The 22,720-nt window shown below is 64.1% G+C and carries 18 protein-coding genes and 1 pseudogene; 13 read left to right on the forward strand and 6 right to left on the reverse strand.

Going from position 1 to position 22,720, the window contains the following annotated elements; translation table 11 throughout:
• Positions 1 to 34: 34 nt before the first annotated feature.
• The 5 genes from FNV92_RS09825 (at position 35) to FNV92_RS09845 (ending at position 7,450) form a co-directional block, all read left to right on the forward strand.
• Complete coding sequence (locus tag FNV92_RS09825) at positions 35 to 715, forward strand: YoaK family protein (protein WP_143841148.1); 681 nt, start codon at positions 35 to 37, stop codon at positions 713 to 715.
• Positions 712 to 2,421, forward strand: coding sequence for a SulP family inorganic anion transporter (locus FNV92_RS09830; protein WP_143841147.1), 1,710 nt, complete (start codon positions 712 to 714; stop codon positions 2,419 to 2,421). The genes FNV92_RS09825 and FNV92_RS09830 overlap by 4 nt, the downstream gene beginning before the upstream one ends.
• Before the next feature lie 105 nt (positions 2,422 to 2,526).
• Entirely contained in the window at positions 2,527 to 5,280 is a 2,754-nt protein-coding gene (locus FNV92_RS09835) for a decarboxylase (RefSeq protein ID WP_143841146.1), read from the forward strand.
• Positions 5,281 to 5,297: 17 nt separating this feature from the next.
• Complete coding sequence (locus FNV92_RS09840) at positions 5,298 to 6,998, forward strand: aspartate:alanine exchanger family transporter (protein ID WP_143841145.1); 1,701 nt, start codon at positions 5,298 to 5,300, stop codon at positions 6,996 to 6,998.
• Between the two features lie 17 nt (positions 6,999 to 7,015).
• Entirely contained in the window at positions 7,016 to 7,450 is a 435-nt protein-coding gene (locus FNV92_RS09845; RefSeq protein ID WP_143841144.1) for a hypothetical protein, read from the forward strand.
• Positions 7,451 to 7,495: 45 nt separating this feature from the next.
• Here the strand turns inward: FNV92_RS09845 and ppk2 are convergent, their stop codons facing one another.
• Together ppk2 and FNV92_RS09855 are read right to left on the reverse strand one after the other, a co-directional pair.
• Complete coding sequence (gene ppk2, locus FNV92_RS09850) at positions 7,496 to 8,296, reverse strand: polyphosphate kinase 2 (RefSeq protein ID WP_143841143.1); 801 nt, start codon at positions 8,294 to 8,296, stop codon at positions 7,496 to 7,498.
• Positions 8,297 to 8,328: 32 nt separating this feature from the next.
• Complete coding sequence (locus FNV92_RS09855; RefSeq protein WP_015686079.1) at positions 8,329 to 8,781, reverse strand: hypothetical protein; 453 nt, start codon at positions 8,779 to 8,781, stop codon at positions 8,329 to 8,331.
• A gap of 174 nt (positions 8,782 to 8,955) precedes the next feature.
• Here FNV92_RS09855 and FNV92_RS09860 point away from each other — a divergent pair, with 174 nt between their 5' ends.
• The 6 genes from FNV92_RS09860 to FNV92_RS09885 all read left to right on the forward strand — a co-directional run bounded on the left by FNV92_RS09860 (position 8,956) and on the right by FNV92_RS09885 (position 15,788).
• Positions 8,956 to 9,390 (forward strand): hypothetical protein, encoded by a 435-nt coding sequence (locus FNV92_RS09860; protein WP_143846048.1) that lies wholly within the window; start codon positions 8,956 to 8,958, stop codon positions 9,388 to 9,390.
• The gene (locus FNV92_RS09865) at positions 9,383 to 10,615 is read left to right on the forward strand and encodes an HlyD family secretion protein (protein WP_143841142.1); all 1,233 of its coding nucleotides are present in this window, start codon (positions 9,383 to 9,385) and stop codon (positions 10,613 to 10,615) included. Before FNV92_RS09860 ends, FNV92_RS09865 begins: the two co-directional genes overlap by 8 nt.
• A 95-nt stretch (positions 10,616 to 10,710) precedes the next feature.
• Positions 10,711 to 12,606: a sensor histidine kinase gene (locus FNV92_RS09870; RefSeq protein ID WP_143841141.1), complete on the forward strand. Its 1,896-nt coding sequence runs from the start codon at positions 10,711 to 10,713 to the stop codon at positions 12,604 to 12,606.
• A gap of 134 nt (positions 12,607 to 12,740) precedes the next feature.
• Positions 12,741 to 14,435 carry a DUF3300 domain-containing protein gene (locus FNV92_RS09875; RefSeq protein ID WP_168213278.1) on the forward strand — a complete coding sequence of 565 codons (1,695 nt, stop codon included), beginning with the start codon at positions 12,741 to 12,743 and terminating at the stop codon, positions 14,433 to 14,435.
• Positions 14,432 to 15,346, forward strand: a complete 915-nt coding sequence (locus FNV92_RS09880) for a DUF2950 domain-containing protein (RefSeq protein ID WP_143841139.1) — start codon at positions 14,432 to 14,434, stop codon at positions 15,344 to 15,346. Before FNV92_RS09875 ends, FNV92_RS09880 begins: the two co-directional genes overlap by 4 nt.
• On the forward strand, positions 15,330 to 15,788 hold the full coding sequence (locus tag FNV92_RS09885; RefSeq protein ID WP_143841138.1) for a hypothetical protein: 459 nt from the start codon (positions 15,330 to 15,332) through the stop codon (positions 15,786 to 15,788). The genes FNV92_RS09880 and FNV92_RS09885 overlap by 17 nt, the downstream gene beginning before the upstream one ends.
• A gap of 405 nt (positions 15,789 to 16,193) precedes the next feature.
• Here the strand turns inward: FNV92_RS09885 and FNV92_RS09890 are convergent.
• Positions 16,194 to 16,430: pseudogene (locus FNV92_RS09890) on the reverse strand (LysR family transcriptional regulator); the annotation flags it as partial.
• A 49-nt stretch (positions 16,431 to 16,479) separates the two neighbouring features.
• On the reverse strand, positions 16,480 to 17,424 hold the full coding sequence (locus FNV92_RS09895) for a Bug family tripartite tricarboxylate transporter substrate binding protein (RefSeq protein ID WP_244623733.1): 945 nt from the start codon (positions 17,422 to 17,424) through the stop codon (positions 16,480 to 16,482).
• 287 nt (positions 17,425 to 17,711) lie between these two features.
• Between FNV92_RS09895 and FNV92_RS09900 the strand changes: the two genes are divergently transcribed.
• Together FNV92_RS09900 and FNV92_RS09905 are read left to right on the forward strand one after the other, a co-directional pair.
• Complete coding sequence (locus tag FNV92_RS09900; RefSeq protein WP_143841135.1) at positions 17,712 to 18,836, forward strand: metallophosphoesterase; 1,125 nt, start codon at positions 17,712 to 17,714, stop codon at positions 18,834 to 18,836.
• A 32-nt stretch (positions 18,837 to 18,868) separates the two neighbouring features.
• Positions 18,869 to 20,437, forward strand: a complete 1,569-nt coding sequence (locus FNV92_RS09905; RefSeq protein WP_143841134.1) for a GMC family oxidoreductase — start codon at positions 18,869 to 18,871, stop codon at positions 20,435 to 20,437.
• Positions 20,438 to 20,458: 21 nt separating this feature from the next.
• Here FNV92_RS09905 and FNV92_RS09910 read toward each other — a convergent pair whose 3' ends face one another.
• On the reverse strand, positions 20,459 to 21,619 hold the full coding sequence (locus tag FNV92_RS09910; RefSeq protein WP_143841133.1) for an acyl-CoA dehydrogenase family protein: 1,161 nt from the start codon (positions 21,617 to 21,619) through the stop codon (positions 20,459 to 20,461).
• A 126-nt stretch (positions 21,620 to 21,745) separates the two neighbouring features.
• Positions 21,746 to 22,720, reverse strand: coding sequence for a tripartite tricarboxylate transporter substrate-binding protein (locus FNV92_RS09915; RefSeq protein WP_143841132.1), 975 nt, complete (start codon positions 22,718 to 22,720; stop codon positions 21,746 to 21,748).

Below are 22,720 nucleotides of genomic sequence, written 5' to 3' on the forward strand. Positions count from 1 at the left end.
TGATGGACATCCTGCGACAGCCGGCATTGCCGTCATGAGTAGCCTTGACGTCGCTGCCGGCGCGGTCCGTCGCGACGAAACGGTCGAGACCGTGCTGCTGCTTGCCTTTGCGGGAGGATATATCGATGCCTACACCTGGATCATCCACGGTGTGATGGCCAATGCCCAGACCGCCAATTTGATCTTCCTCTGGGTCTATGCGACCGCCGGCGACTGGACCAGGGCACTTCACTTTGTGCCGTCTCTGCTGGCCTTTTCCTTCGGGATCGTGATTGCGGCTTGGCTGCGGCGCGCGACCGGCGAGCGGGCCTGCACGATCAGCACCCTGATCGAGATTCTGCTGCTGATCGCGATCGGGATCCTGCACAATCGCCTGCCGGATCTCGCCGGCACGCTCGGCATTTCCTGCGTTGCGGCCATGCAGACCGCGATCTTCACCAAGGTCGAGGGGGTCGTCTGCAACACCGTGATGGCGACCGGCAATTTGCGCCAAGCGATCGAGAGCGTCTTCTTAGTCGTGTCCGGAGGAGCGCCGCCGGAAACGTTGCGCCGGTCGGGCATCTTCGCCGCCTTGTGTGCGGTGTTTGGCCTTGGCGCCGCGGTCGGAGCCTTCGCCACCAAGAGCATTCCAGATCTCGCGCTCGGAATTCCCGTGGTTGCACTTGTGATCGTGCTCTTGCGTTGCGAAGTTGCCCGTCAGGAGGGAGAGCAATGAATCCTCCGTCCGAACAGAGCTGGACGCGGTTCTTTCCACCTGTCGGCTGGCTCTCGGCCTATCGGCGCGAATGGCTGGCATCCGACGCGGTGGCCGGCATCACGCTCGCAGCCTACGCCATTCCGGTTTCGCTGGCCTATGCGGCGCTCGCCGGCCTGCCGCCGCAGGTCGGCGTCTACGGCTACATGCTGGGCGGGATCGGTTACGCATTGCTCGGCGCGTCCCGGCAACTCGCGATCGGTCCCACCTCGGCGATCTCGCTGATGATCGCCGCGACCGTCGGCGCGCTCGCCGGCGGCGATGCCGATCGCTATGCGCAAATCGCAAGCCTTGCGGCCTTCGCGGTGGCGGTGCTGTGCTGCATCGCCTGGCTGTTCAAGCTCAGCGTGCTCGTGCGGCTCGTCAGCGACAGCATCCTGGTCGGGTTCAAGGCCGGCGCGGGCCTCACCATCATCATGAGCCAGTTGCCGAGCCTGCTCGGGGTTGCCGGCGGCGGCCACAATTTCTTCGAGCGCGCGTTCAAGCTGATCGGGCAACTCGGCGATACCGCACCACTGGTTCTGGCGATGGGAGCGGCTGCATTGGTGTTGCTCCTGATCGGGGAACGGTGGCTGCCGGGCAAGCCGGTCGGCATCGCAACCGTGGCGCTGGCCATCGCGGTGGCAACGATCCTCGGGCTGCCGGCGATGGGTGTGCCCGTTACCGGGAAGATACCGGAGGGGTTGCCGGTGCTGGGCATCCCGACCTTCGGTCTCCTGGAGTTCGACGAGCTGTTTCCGCTCGCGGCCGGTTGCGTGCTGCTGGCCTATATCGAAGGCGTTTCCGCGGCCCGCAGCTTTGCTGCGAAGCATGGCTATCGGCTCGATGTGCGCCAGGAGTTCCTGGGACTGGGCGCCGCAAACCTGGCTGCCGCTTTGGGTCACGGCTACCCCGTCGCCGGTGGCCTGTCGCAATCGGCGGTCAACGACAGCGCCGGCGCACGGACACCGCTGGCCCTGGTGATCTGCTCCGCAGCGCTTGGGCTGTCCCTGCTGTTCTTTACGGGACTGTTGACCAATTTGCCCAAAGCGGTGCTCGCAGCCGTCGTCTTTGCCGCGGTCTACAGGCTGGTCGATATCCGGGCGCTGATGCGGATGTGGCAGGTCAGCCGGATCGATTTCTACGCGGCCGCGATCGCGCTTGTGTCGGTGCTGCTGCTGGGCATCCTCCAGGGCATTCTGCTCGCCTCGATCGCCTCGATCTTGCTGCTGCTGGCGCGGGCCTCGAAGCCGAACGTAGCATTCCTGGGTCGTCTGCCAGGGACCGGCCGCTATTCCGACAGCGCGAGGCATAAGGATGTCGAGCCGCTCGCCGGTGTCATTGCATTCCGTCCCGAAGCCTCGCTGCTCTACATCAATGCCGAGACGATTCTCGATACGGTGCTGGCTTCGCTCCGGACATCGGCGGATGTCCGTCTCGTTGCCTGCGATCTGTCGGCGTCGCCCTATATCGATCTTGCCGGCGCGCGCATGCTGCATGATCTCCATGACGAGCTTGCTTCGCGCCGGATCACGCTCTGCATCGTCGGCGCGCACGCGCAGTTGCGCGATCTGCTGCGGGCGGAGGGATTGGCGGAGAAGACCGACAGCGGCCAGTGGCTGCGGTCACTCGATAGCGTGCTCGGGGAACATCATCCCGACCCGACCAACCGGTCGGCGTCGGCCTGATCAGAATGCACCCGACCGTTGACTTGGATCAATGGAGCGCCCGGTACCCCACCCACGATCCGCCAATCAGCCATGCCATCGGCGGACGGGGATCGGGAGAGACATATGTCCAAGGATACGAAGCCCGCTCAGAAGCGCATCGATCAGTTCTTTTCCGGGCCCGGAGGGCGAGCTGATGACTGGCGCGACCTGGTGGAGGCCGCAAAGCTGTGGGACCGGGGCGGGGACCGCGCGAAATATGACGCCGCGCTCGCCGATTTGTCCGTCACGGAGGAATATCACGGCTATCCCGGCCTGCAATTGATGGCGGCCCTGCGCGAGGCTGCGTCGGCCGGCGATGCGGCAGGGTCACTGGCCCTCGCCACGCGGATTGCGCATGCACTGACCACGCGGTCTTTCCGCCAGCACGCCGGCGACTGGAACGTGAACGATGAAGGCAGTGGTGAGGCACCAGATCTGGTGCCTCAAATGTTCGGGCAGCACACCGCGCGTCGTCCTTATTTCGAGACTCTGATCGTCACGGGCCTCTCCGGCGGGAGCTGGCCGGCGCTCGCCGCCGAATGGCGCAAGCTGCGGCGGCCGGTCGATCAGTTCATCTACGAGCCGGTGATCGTCGGCAGCCTCGAGGACGCATTCTGCGCCACCATCCTCAATCCCAATCTCGCCGCCGTCGTCATCAACGAAGGTTTTGTGCTGCGTTCCCGCCATGATGCACCCGTGCTGCGTACGATGACGTCGTCGGCCGGATTGAATGACGAATCCGATGCCTCTGCGCTGCGGCTCGCCCACATCATCAAGAAGGTTCGCCCGGAGCTCGACCTCTATCTGATGTCCAATCGCAATGTGGAGGAGATGGCCGGCAATCCCGAGGCCAATGTCGCTCGCCGCATCTTCTATTCGGTCGAGGACCTGCTGGAGCTGCATCTGTCGATCCTCGAAGGCGTACAGGATCGCTACGACACGCCCTTCTTCGACAATCTCAAGAAATATGCCCAGCGTCCGATCGGGACGTTCCACGCGCTGCCGATCGCCCGCGGCAAGTCCGTCTTCAAGTCGGACTGGATCCGTGACATGGGCGAATTCTACGGCCTGAACCTGTTCCTGGCCGAGAGCAGCGCCACCACCGGCGGGCTCGACAGCCTGCTGGAGCCGACCGGGAACATCAAGAAGGCGCAGGACAAGGCGGCGAGGGCGCTCGGTGCCGATCGTGTCTTCTTCGTCACCAACGGCACCTCGACCTCGAACAAGATGGCGGTGCAGGCGCTGCTCGCGCCCGGCGACATCGCGATCGTCGATCGCAACTGCCACAAATCGCATCATTACGGCATGGTGCTCGCCGGCGCCCAGCCGCTCTATGTCGAAGCCTTTCCGATGACGGAATATTCGATGTATGGCGCGGTGCCGCTGAAGACGATCAAGCAGGCGCTGCTTGGCGCCAAGGCCGACGGCCGGCTCGACCGCGTCAAGATGGTCGATCTCACCAACTGCACCTTTGACGGCCACATCTACAACACCCGCCGGGTCATGGAGGAATGTCTCGCGATCAAGCCGGACCTGATCTTCCTGTGGGACGAGGCCTGGTTCGGCTTCGCGCGCTTCTCGCCGTTCCTGCGGCGGCGGACCGCGATGGGCGCCGCCAACGAGATCGAGGCCTGGATGCACGATCCCAAGTCGGTCGCAGCCTACGAGAAGCAGCAGGCTGAGCTGGGCAAGAACCCGACCGACGAATTGCTCCTCAAGACCCGGCTGATGCCCGATCCGCGCCAGATCCGTCTGCGCGTCTATCAGACCAACTCGACCCACAAATCGATGTCGGCGATCCGGCAGGGCTCCATGCTGTCGGTCAAGGACGTCGACTTCCACACGGTCGAGCAGCAGTTCAAGGAGGCCGTGTTTACGCACGCCTCCACCAGCCCGAACCAGCAGCTGATCGCCAGTCTCGACGTCTCACGACGCCAGATGGAGCTGGAAGGCTATGGGCTCGTCGCCAACGCCATGGAGATCGCGCTCGCAATTCGCCACGCGGTCAACTCCAATCCTCTGATCTCGAAATATTTCCGCGTCCTCGGCGCCGATGCCATGGTGCCGGCGCAATATCGCCAGAGCGGCTTCACCGATTATCTCGCGGCCGGCGTGAACTGGGCCAATACGCTCAAGAGCCTCGACGAGGACGAGTTCTGCCTCGATCCGAGCCGGATGACGCTGGTCTGCGGCACGGCGGGCTACGACGGCACCCAGTTCAAGGGGATCCTGGCCAACGACTACAACATCCAGGTCAACAAGACCTCGCGCAATTCGGTCCTGCTCCAATCCAACATCAACAACACCCGCAGCGACGTTGCCCATCTGATCCGCGTGCTCGCCGAAATTGCGGGTGAAGTCGATCGCGGGCTGTCGCAAGGCGGCGCCAACGCGAAGAAAACCTTTGAAGCGCGGGTGACGAGCTTGATGAAGGACGTCCCCGACCTGCCGAACTTCTCGCATTTCCACCCGAGCTTCCGCGGCGATGCCGGTGCCAAGACCAACGAGGGCGACATCCGCACCGGCTTCTACGCGGCCTATGACGTGGCGGGTTGCGAACACATCCGCCTTGGCGATCCCGAGATCGACCGGCGGCTGAAGGCTGGGCCTGAGCTCGTCTCTGCCAATTTCGTGATCCCGTATCCGCCTGGCTTCCCGATCATGGTGCCCGGCCAGGTCATCACCCAGGAAACCATCGACTTCATGCGCAAGCTCGATGTGAAAGAGATCCACGGATACGACGCCAAGGAGGGGCTGAAGCTCGTGCGCGCCGAAGCCCTGGCGAAGCTCGGGCGGCCCAAGCCGGGTGCTCAACCGAAGCTCAAGGCCGCGTCATAAGGCGAGAGGGGACGAACATGCAGGGCTTTTTCACGTTCCTGCAGCAGAACCCGTATCTGCTGCTGTTCTTCGTCGTCGGCCTCGCCGTCTATATCGGCCGGGCCAGCATCAAGGGTTATGGCCTCGGTATGGTCGCCGGCGCCATCGTGGTCGGTGCGGGCCTGTCGGTATGGGCATCGACCTATGGCGTGAAGCTCGAGCTGAACAATTTCGCCAAGAGCCTGTTCTACTATCTCTTCATGTACGGCGTGGGCCTGCGTGTCGGTCCGTCCTTCATCAACAGCCTGAAGGGCGATGGTCTGAAGTTCTGCATCCTGGCGCTGGTGTCGAGCGTGCTCGGCCTCGGGCTGGTCGTGCTCGGCGCGAAGCTATTCGATCTGCCGGTTGGTGCCGCCGGCGGCATGCTGGCGGGCTCGCAGACCATGTCGGCGGCGATCGGGTCGGCCGAGCAGGCGATCACGTCGGGCGTCGTCAAGCTGCCGGAAGGCATGAAGCCCGAGCAGGCCTCGGGCATGATCGCGCTGTCCTATGGCATCACCTACATCTGGGGCACCGTCGGCATCATCCTGATCTGCAAATATCTGCCGCGCTGGTGGGGCGTCGATGCCAAGGCCGCTGCCCGAGCGTACGAGCAGGAGTTCGGCGTGAAGGATCTTGAGGGTGGCGGCCTGACTGGCTATCGCCAGTTCGGCCTGCGCGCCTACCGGCTGGAAAATCCGGCACAGATCGGCACGACCATCGGCAAGTTCCGCGCGATGAATCCGGAATACCGCATCGTCAATGTCGGACGTAGCGGTGAGCCGCAAGGCGCCGATCCCGACCTCGTGCTGCAAAGAGGCGACATCGTTGCGCTCGGCGGCTCGACCGAGCATCTCACCGACAAGATGGGCCTGATCGGCCCCGAAGTCGCTGACCACAAGACGCTTGGCATTCCCATGGACCAGGCCGATATCCTTGTAACTAATAAGGAGATCGTGGGGCGCACCTTCGAGTCCTTCCGCGATACCGCGATCGCCGGCCAGTTGCAGGTGACCAAGGTCGAACGTGGCGGCGTGCAGATCCCGGCTGGTCTCAAGACCAAGCTGGAGCGGATGGACATCGTCTCCGTGGTCGGCCTCAAAGGAGCTGTCAACGAGCTCGGCGAGATGTGGGGCCGCATTGCGCGGACCAACACGTCGACCGACCTGCTGACGCTCGCTGTCGGCATGATCCTCGGCTTCCTGATCGGCATGGTCGACTTCCCCGCGTTCGGCGCCAGGGTCGGCCTCGGCAACGCCGGCGGGCTGTTGCTGTCGGGCGTGATCGTATCCTCGATCGTGTCGCGTCTGCGGTTCTTCGGCAACACGCCGAATGCCGCCCGCAACGTGCTCGAGGATCTCGGCCTCGTCGTCTTCGTCGCCATCGTCGGCGTCAATGCCGGCGCCGGACTGCTGTCGCAACTCACCGGAGCCATTGCGCTGAAGATCTTCATCGTCGGCTTCATCGCCTGCACGATCCCGCCGTTCATCGTCTGGGCGATCGGCTTCCACATCTTCAAGATCAACCCGGCCGTGCTGATGGGGGGCGTTGCCGGTGCGCGGTCGCATTCCGGCCCGTGCCGCGAGGCCGCGGTCGAAATCCAGAGCTCCGTGCCCTGGATCGGATTCCCGGTCGGTTATGCCGTCTCGGGCATCCTGCTCACGATCTTCGGCTACTTCGCCATGCTGCTGGCACAATAAACAGAGGGGACAACGCCATGAGAAGATTGACCATCGGAGCGGCCCTGGCGGCTTCGCTTGCAGCCGTGACCGGCTTCAGTACGTCCTCGCGCGCCGACACCGGCCAGGTGGCCGTCGTCTTCACCAAGGGCGGATTCATCGTCGGCGTGGGCGGCGGGGAGGGTGTTCTGCTCTACCGCGGCCACAAATATCCCTTCACGGTCTCAGGCATGAGCGTCGGCTTTACGATTGGCGCATCGACGACCAAGCTGGTCGGCCGCGCTCTCAATCTGAAGGGGCCGCAGTCGATCGAAGGATCCTATGCAGCCGGCGGGGCGGGTGGTGCCGTTGCGGCAGGTGCCGGCGCCGTCCAGTTGCAGAACGGCAATGGCGTCATCCTGCAGCTCAGTGGCCCGAAGGTCGGCGCGGAGGTGTCGGCCGCGGTCGGTGGCGTGACGATCCGCCTGAAATGAACGCTGAGTTCATCAGGCCCGCGCTCCCGGCGGGCCTGATGAGACCTAATATCGCTCCTCGACGAACTTCATCCTGCGCAGGCTGGCCTGATCGTCGTAGCGTCCCTTGCTGGAGCGCTTCGGCATTTTGACCTTGGGCCGCGCGATCGTCTTGAAGGGGATGGTCTTGAGGATGTGCGCAATGACATTGAGTCGCGCGCGCCGCTTGTCGTCGGAACGGATCAGCCGCCATGGCGCATGCTTGGTATCTGTGGCCTCGAACATCATGTCGCGGGCGCGCGAGTAGTCGTACCAGCGCCCGAACGACTCGGTGTCCATCGGGCTGAGCTTCCATTGCCGCAGCGGATCCTCGATCCGCGCTCTGAAGCGGAGTTCCTGTTCCTCCATCCCGACCTCGAGCCACAGCTTGATCAGGATGATGCCTGCGTCGACGGCGAATTTCTCGACCAGCGGGCACAATTCCAGGAAGCGCTCGTGGTCGGCCGGCGAGCAGAAGCCCATGACATATTCGACGCCCGCGCGGTTGTACCAGCTGCGGTCGAAGATCACGATTTCGCCGCCGGCCGGGAATTGCTCGATGTAGCGTTGCAGGAACAGCTGGGATTTCTGCCGGTCCGATGGTGCGGGCAGGGCGCAGACGCGGAAGACCCGCGGGCTCACTTTTTCGGTCAATGCCTTGATGGTGCCGCCCTTGCCGGCGGCATCGCGCCCCTCGAAGATGATGATCACCTTGAGCTTGTGGGCCTTGACCCACTCCTGGAGATGACACAGCTCGACCTGGAGCTTCTGGAGCTCCTTCTCGTAGTCCTTCCGCTTCATCTTTTCTGCAGACGCGTTCCTGGCCATGCTCGTCCATTCACCGTTGCGTCCGTCGGCAATCACTCGTCCCACGAGATGGTCACGCCGATATCGCCGGGCACGCCGCCCGGGAAATCGATCACTTGATAGGCTATGCGATAGCCGCGCGGCTTCAGATAGTCAGTCCAGAGCTGGAAGATTTCCTTCGGTATTCCGGTCAGCGTGGCCTCCCAGCCCTTTTCCATCTGGTTGATGGCGCGCCCCTTGTCGGTGCAGAGCGAATTGGGAAAGCGATAGACCATGACCTCGGTGAGGCCGTTTCGCACGGCGCGCTGAATGATGGTCGCGGCGAGCTTGATCTTCTCCTCCTCGCTCTTGCCGGAGGGCTTGCTCAGCCGCTCGATCAGCGCGCGCTTCTCGGCGTCGGCGGCGGCGGCCAGGCGCACATACTCATCGGCCTTTTCGGCCTCCTTGAGCGCGGACTCTTTCCGGAGCTGCGTGGCGCTGGGGATCAGATTATCGATGCCGGGCATGGCTGACGGCTCCCATCTCTGGACTGCGCGTTTCCCGAAGGCTAGGCGGGGCCGGGGGCATTCCCTTGATCCAAATCAAGCAAAGCCGCGATCCACCTGACCACAGTCGCGCAGCAACGCAGCACCGGCTGCGCCCGTGATGGGGAGAGACGCTTGAGCGAACAGCTTCATCCAATGGCGCCGCATCACCTGCCGTTCTATCTGGCGCCCGGAAGCGGGATCGATACGCTGATGGTGGTGATGGGGATCTTCCTCATCGGCACCGTGCTCTGGGTCGGCACGCTGTACTGGAAGCTGCACAGTCTGCCCGAGCGCATGGCGCACAAATCGCAGAAGCTTCAATTCGAGTTCGTCGCCGTGCTCGGCCTGATCTCGCTTTTCACGCACATGCACATCTTCTGGATCGCAGGTCTGCTGCTGGCCATGATCGACATTCCCGACTTCGGCGGCCCGCTACGCAGCATCGCCGATTCCGTCGAGAAGATCGCTGATGCGACGCCCGAAGACGGCGACGCGGCGGCGACCAGCCCGCTGCCCGCGGGCGGTGATGCGCCGCCGCCGACGGACGAGCCGGGGCCTGCCAAGGAGAAGGAGCACAGCCATGTTTGAGCTGATGTTCTGCTCGCTGCTGACGATCCTGCCAGACTATCTCTACCGCCGCTACGTCCAGGGCAAGCGCTTTGGCAAGGAGATCACTTTCTTCTCGATCTGGTATGAGCTGCGCTGGGGCATTACCGGCTGCCTCATGCTGACGGTCTCCCTGATCACCATGATCTTCTATTTCCATCCAACGACGTCGAACGCGACGCTCTATTTCCGTACCGTGCCGATCCTGCCCGAGGGCTCCGGCCGCGTAGCAGAAGTCAAGGTCGGATTCAGCGCGGAGGTGAAGAAGGGCGACGTCCTGTTCACGCTCGACGCCTCGAAGCAACAGGCTGCGGTCGAGACCGCCAGGCGCAAGATCGCCGAGGTGGATGCCACCATGCAGTCGGCCCAGGCCGACGTGGTCAAGGCCGAGGCGCAGATTGGCGAAGCGAAGGCAAATTACCAGCAGGCCAAGGACGAGCTCGACGTCAAGATCGATTTGCAGCGCCGCAATCCCGGCATCGTGCCGCAGCGCGACATCGAGAAGTTGCAGGTGCTGGTCGATCAGCGTCAGTCCGGGATCGATGCCGTGACCGCCGCGCGGCAGTCGGCGGCGTTACAGGTCTCGACCTCTCTTCCGGCGCAGAAGGCGAGTGCCGAGGCGGTGCTTGATCAAGCTCAGGTCGATCTCGACAAGACACAGGTTCGCGCCGGCATTGACGGGCGCGTCGAGCAGTTCCTTGTCCGTCCCGGCGACGTCGTCAACCAGTTGATGCGGCCGGCGGGTATCCTGATTCCGGCGGAAGCCGGCCGATCCGTCCTTCAGGCTGGCTTCGGTCAGATCGAGGCGCAGGTGATGAAGACCGGGATGGTGGCGGAGGCGACCTGCATCTCGAAGCCGTGGGTCATCATTCCGATGGTGATCACGACGGTGCAGGACTACATCGCGGCCGGCCAGTTCCGTTCCGGCGAGCAACTGCTCGAGGCGCAGAACGCGGTGCGGCCCGGCACCATTCTGGTGTTCCTGGAGCCGCTCTACAAGGGTGGCCTCGAGGGCGTGACACCGGGGTCAAGCTGTATTGTCAACGCCTATACCAGCAATCACGAGGAGATCGCTGCCAGGGACACGCCGACCAGCCGAAAGATCGCGCTGCACGTCGTCGACGGAGTCGGTCTGGTCCACGCGCTGCTGCTACGCATCCAGGCGCTGCTGCTGCCCATTCAGACGCTGGTGCTGAGCGGTCATTAACGGCCCCTAACGACGTCCTCAGGGCTGTCACAATGGCGCAGCCCCCGCTAGGATTGCGCCTCGAAGCGGCCGAAGAGAGCCGTCGGGGGACGAGGATGAGCGGGCGCATGTTCATTGCGTCGGTGAAGACGTGGCCGCTTGCGGCCGCGTGGCTGGGCCTTGGCCTTTTGCTCGCCGCCTGCATCCTTTCCGGTCCCGCTGACGCGGTCGAGCGCGACCCGCGCGGCGAGCTCAAGCGCGTGCTGATGCTGCATTCCTTCGGCCGCGAATTTCGGCCCTGGAGCGAATATGCGCGGAGCATCAAGGCCGGGCTCGAGCGCCAATCGCCCTGGCCGCTCGATATCCAGGAGCACACCTTGCTCTCCGCACGCTTCAACAATCCGGGCCCGGAAGCGCCCTTCGTGGACTACCTGGACTCGCTCTACCAGGGCGCGCCGCCCGACATCGTACTGAGCATCGGCGCGCCTGCCGCGCGGTTCGTGCAGCGATACCGCGCAAAGCTCTTTCCCGATACGCCCATGGTGTTGACCGTGGTCGAGCAGCGGCTGCTCAAGCGGGACGATCTCACTGACAACGACGTCGTCGTCGCGGTCCGCAATGATTTCATGGCCGCGTTCAGCAATATTCTGCGCGTGAGGCCGGACACCAAGACCGTCGGCATGGTGATCGGCGCCTCGCCGCTGGAGAAATTCTGGATCGACGAGGTGAAGCGGGAGCTGAAGCCGCTGAGCGATCGCGTCGAGTTCGTCTGGTATTCGGACCTGCCGTTCGAGGAGATCCTCAAGCACGCCGCGAAGCTTCCGTCCGATACCGTGCTGTTCTGGGGCCTGATGTCGGTCGATGCAGCCGGCATTGTTCACGAAGGCGACCTCGCGCTGCGCAGGCTGCGCGCGGTCGCCAGCGCCCCGATCTTTTCCTATCAGGAGGCCTTCTTCGGTGACGGCACCGTCGGTGGCCCGATGCAATTGACCGGCGAGACCAGCCGGAGGACTGTCGATGCCGTCACGCGCATCCTTGGCGGCGAAAAGCCGGCCAGCATCAAATACGAAACGATCGAGTTCGGACCGCCGCGATACGATTGGCGGGAATTGCAGCGCTGGGGCATCAGCGAAAGCAGTCTGCCTGCCGACAGTGAAGTCGTATTTCGGACGCCGACGATGTGGGAGGTCTACCACCGGGAGATCGTGCTGATCGCCGCGATCATTCTGGTGCAGGCCGGCCTGATCAGCGGCTTGCTCCACGAGCGTCAACGCCGACGGGTCGCCGAGGTCGAATCGCGCCAACGTCTGGCCGAGCTCGCTCACGCCAACCGCTATTCGGCCGTCGGCGAACTGACGACCTCGATCGCGCATGAGCTCAATCAGCCGCTGGGGTCGATCCTGACCAACACCGAGACGGCCGAGCTCATGCTCAGTGGCGCTTCGCCCGACATCGACGAGATCCGTCTGATTCTGGCTGACATCCGACGTGACGACCAGCGCGCGAGCGAGGTGATCCGCCGGCTGCGCAGTGTCCTGAGGAAGTCGCCGTTCGAGATCAAGGACATCGAACTGAATAACACGGTACGGGAAGCGATCGACCTCGTGGCCGCGGTTGCCCACGGGCGGCGCACTATGTTGATCTATCTGCCCATCCTGAGCGATCTTCGCGTCAAGGGTGATCCCGTACAGCTCCAGCAGGTCGTGCTCAACGTGATCATCAACGCGATGGATGCGGTTTCCGATGCCGACACGCAGAGGCGCGAGGTGAGCGTATCGACATCGCGCGTGGGCAATCAGGCCGAGATCAAGATCGCCGATACCGGTTCCGGGATTGCGGCTGGCGACCTTGCCAACGTCTTCAAGCCGTTTTTCACGACCAAGCCGCAGGGTATGGGTATGGGACTTGCCATCGTCAGGACCATTGTCGAGGCCCATCACGGAACGATTGTTGCCGAGAACCAGCCGTCGGGCGGCGCGCTTTTCACGATCAGGTATCCGATCATCGGATAGCGGCCGACATCACGCTCGATCATGGCACTCTCGCGCCGCAACAATCGGGCGAAGCTGCCGTTCCTTGATCTCGATCAACAAACCCCCTCGCACCGGCCGGATTCTCGCCGACGCAAAGTCCGATGGAGGGTGTGATGTTTCGCTGCGGCAAGACGACCCTGATGGCGCTTGCGCTGATGTTGGCGCTTCCGGTCGCGGCGCCGGCGCAGACCGCCGCGCCGGCGAGCCCGGGCACTCAGGCGCAGTCCGTAACTCCACCGGCTCCGACTGCCGAGCTCTTGAAGCCGGCGCAGCTCGAAGCGCTGGTCGCGCCGATCGCGCTCTATCCCGACGAACTGCTGGCCAATGTCTTGGCGGCCTCGACCTATCCGCTCGAGGTGGTTCAGGCTGACCGCTTTCTGAAGGAGCGCAAGACCCTGAAGGGCGATGCGCTCAAGACCGAAGTCGACAAGCAGGGCTGGGACGACAGCATCAAGGCGCTCGCAAGCACGGCCGATGTCCTCACCATGATGAGCGACAAGCTCGAATGGACCCAGAAACTCGGTGATGCCTTTCTGGCCCAGCAGCCTGACGTGATGGATGCGATCCAGCGTCTGCGCAGCAAGGCCTATGACAACAAGAAGCTCGTCACCACCAAGCAGCAGAAGGTCAGCGTGCAGAGCCAGGAAGGCAAGCAGGCCATCGTGATCCAGCAGGCCGACCCCTCGACGATGTACGTGCCCTATTACGATCCCGCCACCGTCTACGGCACGTGGCCTTATGCGGAATATCCGCCGTATTATTGGGGCTATCCCTCCTATATCGGCGCGGGCGTGGTCGCAGCCGGTATCGCCTTCGGCACGGCCTGGGCGATCGGACGCTGGGGCAACTACTGGGGCGGCGGCTGCAACTGGGGCAGTCGCAACGTCTACGTCAATCATCGCACCACCAACATCAACAACGGCTGGCAGCACAATCCGGCGCATCGCCAGGGCGTGCGCTACAACAACACCAGCGTCCAGCAGCGCTTCGGCAACAACAACGTCCGCGCGGGGGCCTCGGACCGCATGGATTTCCGCGGGCGTGACGGCAACCAGGTGCTGCGTCCCAATCAGGGCGGCCCGGGAGATCGAGCTGGCGATCGCGCGGGTGATCGTGGCGGACCTGGTGATCGCGGCGGAGCTGGCGATCGCGCCGGCAATCGCGGAGATCGTCCGGGTGCAGGCAATCGTCCCAGCGCAGGGACGCGCGATCGACCGGGTGGTGGCGATCGTGCTGGTGCCGGCGATCGCGCCAAGGGCAGTGGTGATCGCGCCAAGGGCGGCGGCGACCGGGCCAAGGCTGCGAACCGGGCCGGCGGAGGCGCAGGCAACCGCGCTGGTGGCGGCAATCGTGGCGGCGCGATGAACGTCTCCTCGGGCCGGGCGGCGGCCGCGGCATCCGCCCGCGGACGATCGAGCATGGCAAGCATGCCGCGGGGGGGCGGTGGTGGGCCGAGTTTCGCCGGGCGCGGCGGCGGTGGCGGAATGGCCGCGCGTGGCGGTGGTGGTGGTGGCTTCCGTGGTGGCGGCGGCGGTGGCCGGCGCTCCGATATCGCGCTGAAGCACGACATTGTCCTGCTCGGCCATCTCGCCAGTGGTCTCGGCTACTACCGCTTCAGCTACATCGGGAGCGAGAAAGTCTATGTCGGCGTGATGGCGCAGGAGGTCGAGCAGGTGATGCCTGGTGCCGTGACCCTCGGCGGCGACGGTTATCTGCGCGTCCATTACGAGAAGCTTGGACTGACATTCCGGACCTACCGCGACTGGCTCGCTGGCGGTGCGAAGATCCCTGCGGAGGTGATGCCATGAACGGACCGAAATGGCTTCGGCATGCGGCTCTGCTCGGCCTGCTGACGCTGGTACTGCCAAATCCGTCCTACGCGCAGCAGTCCTACAAGTCGCCGGAGGATGCGGCAGCCGCGCTGGCCGCCGCCGTCAAGAGCGGACCCGCCGACATCCTGAAAGTGCTCGGCAGGGCCGCTGAGGACATCGTCTCGTCGGGGGACGAGGTCGCCGACAACGATATCCGCGCGCGCTTCACCTCGATGTACGACGCCAGGCATGGCATCAAGGCGGAGGGCAACAAGACCGCGACCCTCATGCTGGGGCCGGATGACTTCCCGTTCCCGATTCCGCTGGTCAACACCAGGACTGGCTGGGAGTTCGACACCGCCGAGGGACGCATCGAGGTGCTTCGCCGCCGCATCGGCCGCAACGAGCTCGACGCGATCCAGACCGCGCTCGCCTATGTCGACGCGCAAAACGAATATGCCGACAAGGACCGCGGTGAAGGCGCCGGTGTCTACGCCCAGCGTATCGTCTCGTCGCCCGGCAAAAAAGACGGGCTGTTCTGGCGCGACGACAGCGATCCGAGTCCGCTCGGGGCGCTCGCGGCCGAAGCCTCGAAGGAGGGCTACAAATCAGGTGATGTCGGGCCCGCGCCTTATCACGGCTACTACTTCCGCATCCTCAAGGGGCAGGGCCGGGATGCGCCGGGCGGTGCGCTCAACTATGTCGTCAAGGGCAAGATGATTGGCGGCTTCGCGCTGATCGCCTGGCCTGCCGAATACGGCAATTCCGGCGTGATGACCTTCCTGGTCAATCATGCCGGTACCGTCTACCAGAAGGATCTCGGCAAGCGCACCGAGTTCATCGCCGAGCGCACCACGCTGTTCGATCCCGACGAGACCTGGAAGAAGGTCGATGCGGCAAAACCCTGAACGGCGCGGGCGCGGGCTCCGCCTGCTTGCGGTCCTCCTGCTGGCCCTCGGGCTCGCCTCGCCGGTGACGCCGTCCTTCGCGCAAGCGGCCGGCCACGTCCGGGTCAAGATCGTCAAGGCCGGCCTCCTGCTCGGCGGCGGCGCCGGCCGTGGCGTGCTGACCTATCGCGGCAAGACCTACCCATTCAGGATCACCGGCCTGAGCTTCGGCATCACGGCCGGCGCTACGATCGGTCGCCTCGACGGCTGGGCCTCCGATATCCGCGAGGTCGGTGACTTCGCCGGCACCTACAGCTCCGTCGGCGGCGGCTTTGCGCTCGTCGGCGGCCTCAACGGCGTCCATCTCCGCAACGAGAAGGGCATCACCATCGTGCTGCAAGGCCCGAAAGCAGGGCTCGAACTTGCGGCCAATATCAGCCAGGTCACGATCTCGTTGAGGTAGGCACGTTTTACACGCTTCCGGACGCGGCGATTTCCGCTTTTGGACTAGCAACAGCGCATTCCATCCCCGCAAGGTGACGTGGCGAGGGCCGTAGATGTCGCCCGGCATCGCCCGAAAAAGCGTGCGATATCAAAATGGTTTGACAGACACCCCTGTATCCGAACGCATGGATGCTTCCAGCCCGTCGCCGACAGGGCTGAACAAGGCCGTATTGCCCGGGCTAATAAGCTTTGGTCGCAAGTGGAATCAGCTGGCGACCACAAACGGAGTCAGTTCGTGGACTGATAAGGAAAACCGACAAAGCTTATCAGTCCGAAAGACGCTAGATAAAATTCGACACTCGGAGCGATCGGCCGCTACGCCTGCGGCCAGCGCCTGGTGCGATCTCGTCTTTCACGCGCGCTGCGCCTCCTGCAGCAGATCGCGGATCCGCTCGGCATAAGGCAGAAGCCGGCTTCCCATCGACGTGAGGGTCACGCCCCGCTTCGACCTATGGAAAAGCTGTACGCCAAGTTCGAGCTCGATCCCACGGATGCGTTGGGTCACGTTCGATTGGGCGGTGTGGAGATCGTCTGCGGCGCGACCAATGCCTCCAGTGTTCGCGACGGCAAGGAAGAAGCCGAGTGCGCCGCAAAGACGCACCGATGCCTGCGTCTTTGCCTGGGTTCGTACTGTGGCGTCACAACGGACTTCAAAAGACTTCGACGCCCGAATCTCTGATGACCTTGCCCCAGCGGCCGTAGTCGGCCTTGATGGTGTCGGTGAAGCCCTCGGGCGTTGAGGTGGTTACAAGCAGTCCCTGAGCCTCCAACCGAGCACGAACATCGGGCTCGGCTCCGATGCGGACGATCTCGGCATTCAAGCGCTGGACGATTTCAGCCGGCGTACCTGCGGGCGCGACCAGGCCGAACCAGGAATCGACGACGAAGTCCGACACGCCGGCTTCGGCAGCGGTGGGGACGTCGGGAAGCTGCGGCGACCGCTCGCGGCTGGTGACGAGGAGGCCTTTCACCTTGCCGTCGCGGATCTGCGGCGCGAGCACGGTGAGGGTGTCGAACGACAGATTGACGACGTTGCCCAACAGGGCATTCACCGCCGGGGCGCTGCCCTTGAACGGCACGTGCAGCAGCTTCGTTCCGGTTTGGCGCTGGAATAGCTCGCCGCTCAGATGGCACAGCGTCCCGGGACCGCAGGACGAATAGGTCAGCCTGCCGGGATCCTTGTTCGCCGCGGCGACGAGTTCCCTGGCGGTGGAGACCGGCGTGTCCGGGCTGGCTGCCAGCACGTAGGGGACCGTCGCCAGGTTCGAGACCGGCGCGAAGCTCTTGAAGGGATCGTACCTGATCTCCTTGTTGATGTGCGGCAGGATGGTGAGCTGGCCGGCGGGAGCCAGCGACAACGTATAGCCATCGGGATCCGCGCTGGCGACGGCTTCGGCTGCAATTGCGGTGCCTGCGCCGGCCTTGTTCTCGATCACGACCGGCTGCTTGAGCGCTTCGCTCAGCTTGTCGGCGTAAACGCGGGCAACGGTGTCCGCGGCGCCGCCAGGAGGAAACGGCACGACCAGCTTGATCGTCCGGCTTGGCCAGGCACCGGCACTCGCGCCGCTCGCGCTCATCAGCAACGATACGGTCAAAACGGACGCGGCGAAGAAACGAAGAGATCGGACGAAGCGCACGGCAGGAATCCTCAGTAATCCTCGGTGATGTCGGCAAGTCGGCCGCACGTCCCTTTCGCCGGGACGTCGCTGGCGTCACTTGCCATGGAGAGCACTGAATAGATGTTCTTCAGCCGAGCCTGCGGCAATGGAACCCCGTTGCAAATGCGCGGCGGTCAATAGATGATTGTCGCTGTCCGATCCCCGATCGCGAGAAGAAGCGTCTAGAGGGGCCGCGGCATACCAATCTCCTGCGGAGAGGACCGATTCCCCAACTCATATTCGGCCTGATCTATCTGCTGATCCTGACCCGCTTCCTATGGCCGATGGATTTGCCGCTCTGGGCCAAGATCGTGGCGGCCGCGCTCGCGTTGGTCGCATTGCAGTTTCACCGGTGGAGCAAGCTCTCGTCGGGCTCGGTGTTTTCCCCCGAGTTTCCACGACCGGTGGTTGCCCTCTTCAATTGGGCGTTCGGCGCAATCGTTCTGCTGGCGTTGCTGCAACTGGCGCTCGATGTGGGACTTCTGCTCGGAATCCCCTTCAATGGTGGCGTCGTGAGCGCGCCCGACGACGTCCGCTACGGACTGGCTGGGTTGGCCGCCGTCGCGGCCGCGATCGGCGTTCATCAGGCCATGCGGATTCCGCCGCTGAAAGACATCGAAATCGGGATCGCCGGACTTCCGCGGCAATTCGACGGTTACACCATTTTGCAACTGACCGATCTTCACATCAGCCGGTTGTTTCCCGCGTCCTGGGCACGCACCGTCGTCGAGCGATCGAACAAGCTCGGCGTTGACCTGATCGCGATCACGGGAGATCTGATCGACGGAACGCCCGATGCGCGACGCACCGACATCGAGCCGTTGCGGGATTTGAACGCGCCTGATGGCGTCTTCGTGATCTCGGGCAATCACGAATACATCTTCGGCTACGACGGCTGGATGGCGCACTTCGCGACGTTGGGCCTGCTGTCGCTCGAAAACAGGCATATCGTCATCGAGCGAAACGGCGGCAAGCTGGTCCTCGCGGGCATCACCGACCGGGCGTCGCGCCGCGGTACGCATCCCGTACGCGACCTTGGCGCGGTCCTGCAAGGCGTCCCCAGCGACGGCCCTGTCATCCTGCTCGACCACCAGCCGAGCGACGCGCGGCACGCCGCCAAACTCGGCGTGGCACTGCAACTGTCGGGGCATACGCACGGAGGGCTGATCTGGGGAATCGATCGATTGGCTGCACGCGAAAACGCCGGCTTCGTCTCGGGCCGTTACGATGTCGGCGGGATGACGCTCTACGTGAACAATGGCACCGCGCTGTGGCCAGGCTTTGCGCTGCGGCTTGGACGTCCATCCGAGTTGACGCGGATCACGTTGCGCCACATAGCTGGCAACTGACCGTCGATAGCGATCAAGGGATGTGACCAGACGTGATTGAACAGGAATACGACACGATCATCATCGGCGGAGGTTCCGCCGGAGCGACGCTGGCGGCGCGCCTCAGCGAAGACCCCGGTCACCGTGTGCTGCTGCTGGAGGCGGGGCAGGATCTGCGAACCGCGACCACGCCGGAGCACATTCGGATTCCGAACCCGATGCGCGCCATCGGCGATGACGACTTCCGCTGGCCAAAGCTGCTGGCGCGACGCACCGAGCGGCAGCAGCCGCTGCTGCTCTGGCGTGGCCGCGCCATGGGCGGCAGTTCGACGATTAATGGTCAGATCGCGATCCGCGCTGTTCCCGACGACTTTGACCGCTGGGCGGCCGCGGGCTGCACCGGCTGGTCGTGGGACGAGATGCTGCCTTATTTCCGCAAGCTCGAAACCGACAAGAATTTCCCGGACGCACCCTATCACGGCGATCGCGGTCCGATCCCGGTGTATCGGGCTCCGATCCCGGATTGGGGCAATGTCGACCGGGCACTGCGCTCGTCGGCACTCAGCCTCGGCTATGGCTGGTGCGAAGATCACAACGCGCCTGATGGTACCGGCGTCTCGCCTTATGCCATCAACAGCGAGGGCGGGCTGCGGATCTCCACCAATGACGGCTACCTGGAGCCGGCGCGCGGTCGGGCCAACCTCGACATCGTCGGTCATGCCCTGGTCGACACCATCACCTTTGAAGGCAACCGGCTGCACGCCAGCGGCGTCCTGGTCCGCGTGAACGGCCAATCCTACACGCCTCGCGCGACGCGTGAGGTTATCCTCTGCGCCGGCGCCATCCATTCGCCGGCCATCCTGCAGCGCTCCGGCATCGGGCCTGCCGCCCTGCTGGAGAGGCTCGGCATCCCGATCCGCGCGAATTTGCCGGTGGGCGAGAACCTGCTCGACCACCCCATCGTCAACGCATTGCTGCATTTGCGCGACGGCAGCCAGGTCAATACGCTGATGCACCGGCACACCAATTGCTGCCTGCGCTATTCATCTGGCCTTGCAGATGCCGGCGACAACGACATGATCATGATCGCCGGCAATCTTGCCCGCTCGCAGCAATCGATGGCGGAAGTCACGCTGGGACGCATCGCCGTCTCCGTCTATCAGGCCTTCAGCCAGGGCCACGTCCGCATCACGACGACGGACCCCGAGGTCGATCCGGCCGTCGAGGAGCGCATGCTGTCCGATTCTCGCGATTTGGCGCGCCTGCGCGATGGCGTTCGCCGTCTGCGTGATATCTGCCTGCAGCCTGCGGTGACCGATATCGCTCACCGCGTCGACTACGGCGCCAGCGGACGCTCGATAGACGAAGCGCTTGGCGACGCAGAGCTGGATGACTGGCTGTTCGCCGAGTGCAGCGACGCCCAGCACGCCAGCGGCACCTGCCGCATGGGTGCGGAGGACGATGCGCGTTCGGTCGTCGATCACGAGTGCCGGCTGATCGGATGCACGGGATTACGGGTGATCGATGCTTCGATCATGCCGGAGGTCCCGCGCGCCAACACTCATCTGACCACGGTCGCCATCGCCGAGCGCATGGCGGATCGGCTGAAGAGCACGAGGTGAGGGCGCCGCAACGCCAGCCGCTCAATGCTGTCCGGCTTTCCAGTCGCGCTTGATTTTCTTGGCCAGCGACCATTTGTGGACTTCCGTTGGACCATCATAGATGCGGAAGGCGCGGATCTCGCGGAAAGCCTGCTCGACGATCGTTTCGGTCGAAACGCCGGTGCCTCCCATCACCTGGACGCAGCGATCGGCGACGCGCATCAAGGCTTCCGACACGGCAACCTTGGCCATGGAACTCTCGGTCGTCCCGAGCGAGCCGGTGTCGAGCACGCCGGCGCACCAGTCGATCATCAGCTCCGACTGCTTGAGATCGATCAGGTTCTCCGCCAGCATGAAGCCGACGCCTTCGTGGTCGACCAGCGGTTTTCCGAACGCGTGACGGCGGCAGGCATAGTCAGTGGCGATCTCGTTGGCGCGGATTGCCAGACCCAGCCAGCGCATGCAGTGCGACAAGCGCGCGGGACTGAGGCGGATCTGCGCATATTTGAAGCCTTCGCCGGACGCGCCGAGCATCTGGTCGGCGGAGACGCGAAGATTCTCGATTTCGATCTCGGCATGCCCGCCGGGCATCGAACTGTCGATCGTATCCAGCACGCGCAGCGTGCGGATCGCGGCATCAGGCAGATCGACCAGGAACATGCAGGCGCCGTCGGCCGACTTCGCCATGACGATGCCGACTTTAGCGCCTTCAGCCCCGGTGATGAACTTCTTCCGTCCGTTGATGACCCAGTGATTGCCGTCGAGCCTGCATGTGGTCTGCATCATCGACGGGTCAGATCCCGCGCCGCCCTCATCCGCCGGCTCGGTCATGAAGAACGCCGAACGCGCCTTGCCCGACACCAGGGGCTCCAGGAAGCGCGCCTTCTGCTCGGCGGTTCCGACCTTGCCGAGCAGGTACATGTTGCCCTCGTCGGGCGCCATGGTGTTGCACGCCAGCGGTCCGAGCGGCGACAGGCCGGATTTGATCAAGGCCGTCGCGGTCTCGCGTTGCGTCAGATGAGATCCATCCGGCAGAATGTGCGGCGTCAGAACACCGGCCTTGCGCGCTTTGGCGCGCAATTCCTGCACGAGTTCGTCGCTCGGACCATGCGGACCCGTCCGCGGATCCTTCTCATAGGGGATCACCTCGGTGCGGATGAAGGCCTCGATCTTCGCGGCAATGGTCTCGGCTCGGTCAGTCATCGATGCAGATACTCCGGTCGACCTCCGCCTGGGCGGAATGTGGGGGCCGCGAAGACGGTGATGGGTGAGACCATATAGACGGGAGGACGAGACATGAGCAACAGCCGCCGGTGCGGCCGTCCTCACTCACTGTGGTTCGATTCCGGCGGCCTTGATGATCCGTCCCCATTTGCCGATCTCGGACTTCAGGAAGGCTTCGAGGGCTTGCGGGGTTGCGCGGTCGGGCTCGACCGGCGCCATGCTGAGCTCGGCAAAGCGGCTGATCAGGGCGGGATCCTTCAGCGCGGTCTGGAGCGCGCCCACGAGATGGTCGATCACGGGCTTCGGCGTGCCGCGCGGTGCGTAGAGACCATACCAGGTCGTCACGTCGAATTCGGGAACGCCAGCCTCCGCCGAGGTCGGCACATCAGGCAGCGTCGCGACACGTGCCTTGCTGGTGATGGCATAGCCCTTGATGGTGCCGGATTGGATATAGGGCGTCGGTCCCGTCGCGGGATCGCAATAGACGTCGATATGACCGGCAATGACGTCGTTCAGCGCCGGCCCGCCGCCCTTGTAGTAGATCGGCGTGAGTTTCGTATCGGTGGTGCTCATCAGCATCAGGCCGCAGAGCTGCGAGGCCGAGCCGAGACCGACATTGCCGAAGGTGGTCTTGTCGCCGTTGTTGCGGATATGCGCGATCAGTTCGCTGAGATTCTTGGCTGGAAAATTCGGCCGCGTCACGAGAAGCATCGGGACATCCGTGACCAGCCCGATCGGGGCAAAGTCGCCGACGGGGTCGAACGGCAGCTTGGCGTAGAGCGCGGGTGCAGTGGCCTGGCCGACATGCATCAGCAGCAGCGTATAGCCGTCGGGCGCGGCCTTGGCGACGCGGTTGGTGCCGAGCGTGCCGCCGGCGCCGACGACATTCTCGATGACCATGGACTGCTTCAGCGTCGCGCTCATGGCGTTGCCGAGAATGCGCGCAATGACGTCGCCGGGGCCGCCGGCGGAGAAGGGCACGATCATCGTGACCGGCCGGGAGGGGTAGTCGTCCGCGATTGCGGTGCCGCAGGGATAGAGCAGGAAAAACAGGACCAGCGATCGTACAACAAACCTCAT

Origin of the sequence: Bradyrhizobium cosmicum, from assembly GCF_007290395.2 — a bacterium.
GTDB lineage: Bacteria > Pseudomonadota > Alphaproteobacteria > Rhizobiales > Xanthobacteraceae > Bradyrhizobium > Bradyrhizobium cosmicum.

Excerpts from the sequence above, each read along its gene's own strand:
- FNV92_RS09885 (WP_143841138.1), top strand. The coding sequence starts at position 15,330 with ATGCGGCAAAACCCTGAACGGCGCGGGCGCGGGCTCCGCCTGCTTGCG.
- ppk2 (WP_143841143.1), bottom strand. The coding sequence starts at position 8,296 with ATGGCCAGGAACGCGTCTGCAGAAAAGATGAAGCGGAAGGACTACGAG.
- FNV92_RS09830 (WP_143841147.1), top strand. The coding sequence starts at position 712 with ATGAATCCTCCGTCCGAACAGAGCTGGACGCGGTTCTTTCCACCTGTC.
- FNV92_RS09915 (WP_143841132.1), bottom strand. The coding sequence starts at position 22,720 with ATGAGGTTTGTTGTACGATCGCTGGTCCTGTTTTTCCTGCTCTATCCC.
- FNV92_RS09865 (WP_143841142.1), top strand. The coding sequence starts at position 9,383 with ATGTTTGAGCTGATGTTCTGCTCGCTGCTGACGATCCTGCCAGACTAT.
- FNV92_RS09855 (WP_015686079.1), bottom strand. The coding sequence starts at position 8,781 with ATGCCCGGCATCGATAATCTGATCCCCAGCGCCACGCAGCTCCGGAAA.
- FNV92_RS09840 (WP_143841145.1), top strand. The coding sequence starts at position 5,298 with ATGCAGGGCTTTTTCACGTTCCTGCAGCAGAACCCGTATCTGCTGCTG.
- FNV92_RS09910 (WP_143841133.1), bottom strand. The coding sequence starts at position 21,619 with ATGACTGACCGAGCCGAGACCATTGCCGCGAAGATCGAGGCCTTCATC.
- FNV92_RS09845 (WP_143841144.1), top strand. The coding sequence starts at position 7,016 with ATGAGAAGATTGACCATCGGAGCGGCCCTGGCGGCTTCGCTTGCAGCC.
- FNV92_RS09880 (WP_143841139.1), top strand. The coding sequence starts at position 14,432 with ATGAACGGACCGAAATGGCTTCGGCATGCGGCTCTGCTCGGCCTGCTG.
- FNV92_RS09870 (WP_143841141.1), top strand. The coding sequence starts at position 10,711 with ATGAGCGGGCGCATGTTCATTGCGTCGGTGAAGACGTGGCCGCTTGCG.
- FNV92_RS09860 (WP_143846048.1), top strand. The coding sequence starts at position 8,956 with ATGGCGCCGCATCACCTGCCGTTCTATCTGGCGCCCGGAAGCGGGATC.
- FNV92_RS09835 (WP_143841146.1), top strand. The coding sequence starts at position 2,527 with ATGTCCAAGGATACGAAGCCCGCTCAGAAGCGCATCGATCAGTTCTTT.
- FNV92_RS09825 (WP_143841148.1), top strand. The coding sequence starts at position 35 with ATGAGTAGCCTTGACGTCGCTGCCGGCGCGGTCCGTCGCGACGAAACG.
- FNV92_RS09875 (WP_168213278.1), top strand. The coding sequence starts at position 12,741 with ATGTTTCGCTGCGGCAAGACGACCCTGATGGCGCTTGCGCTGATGTTG.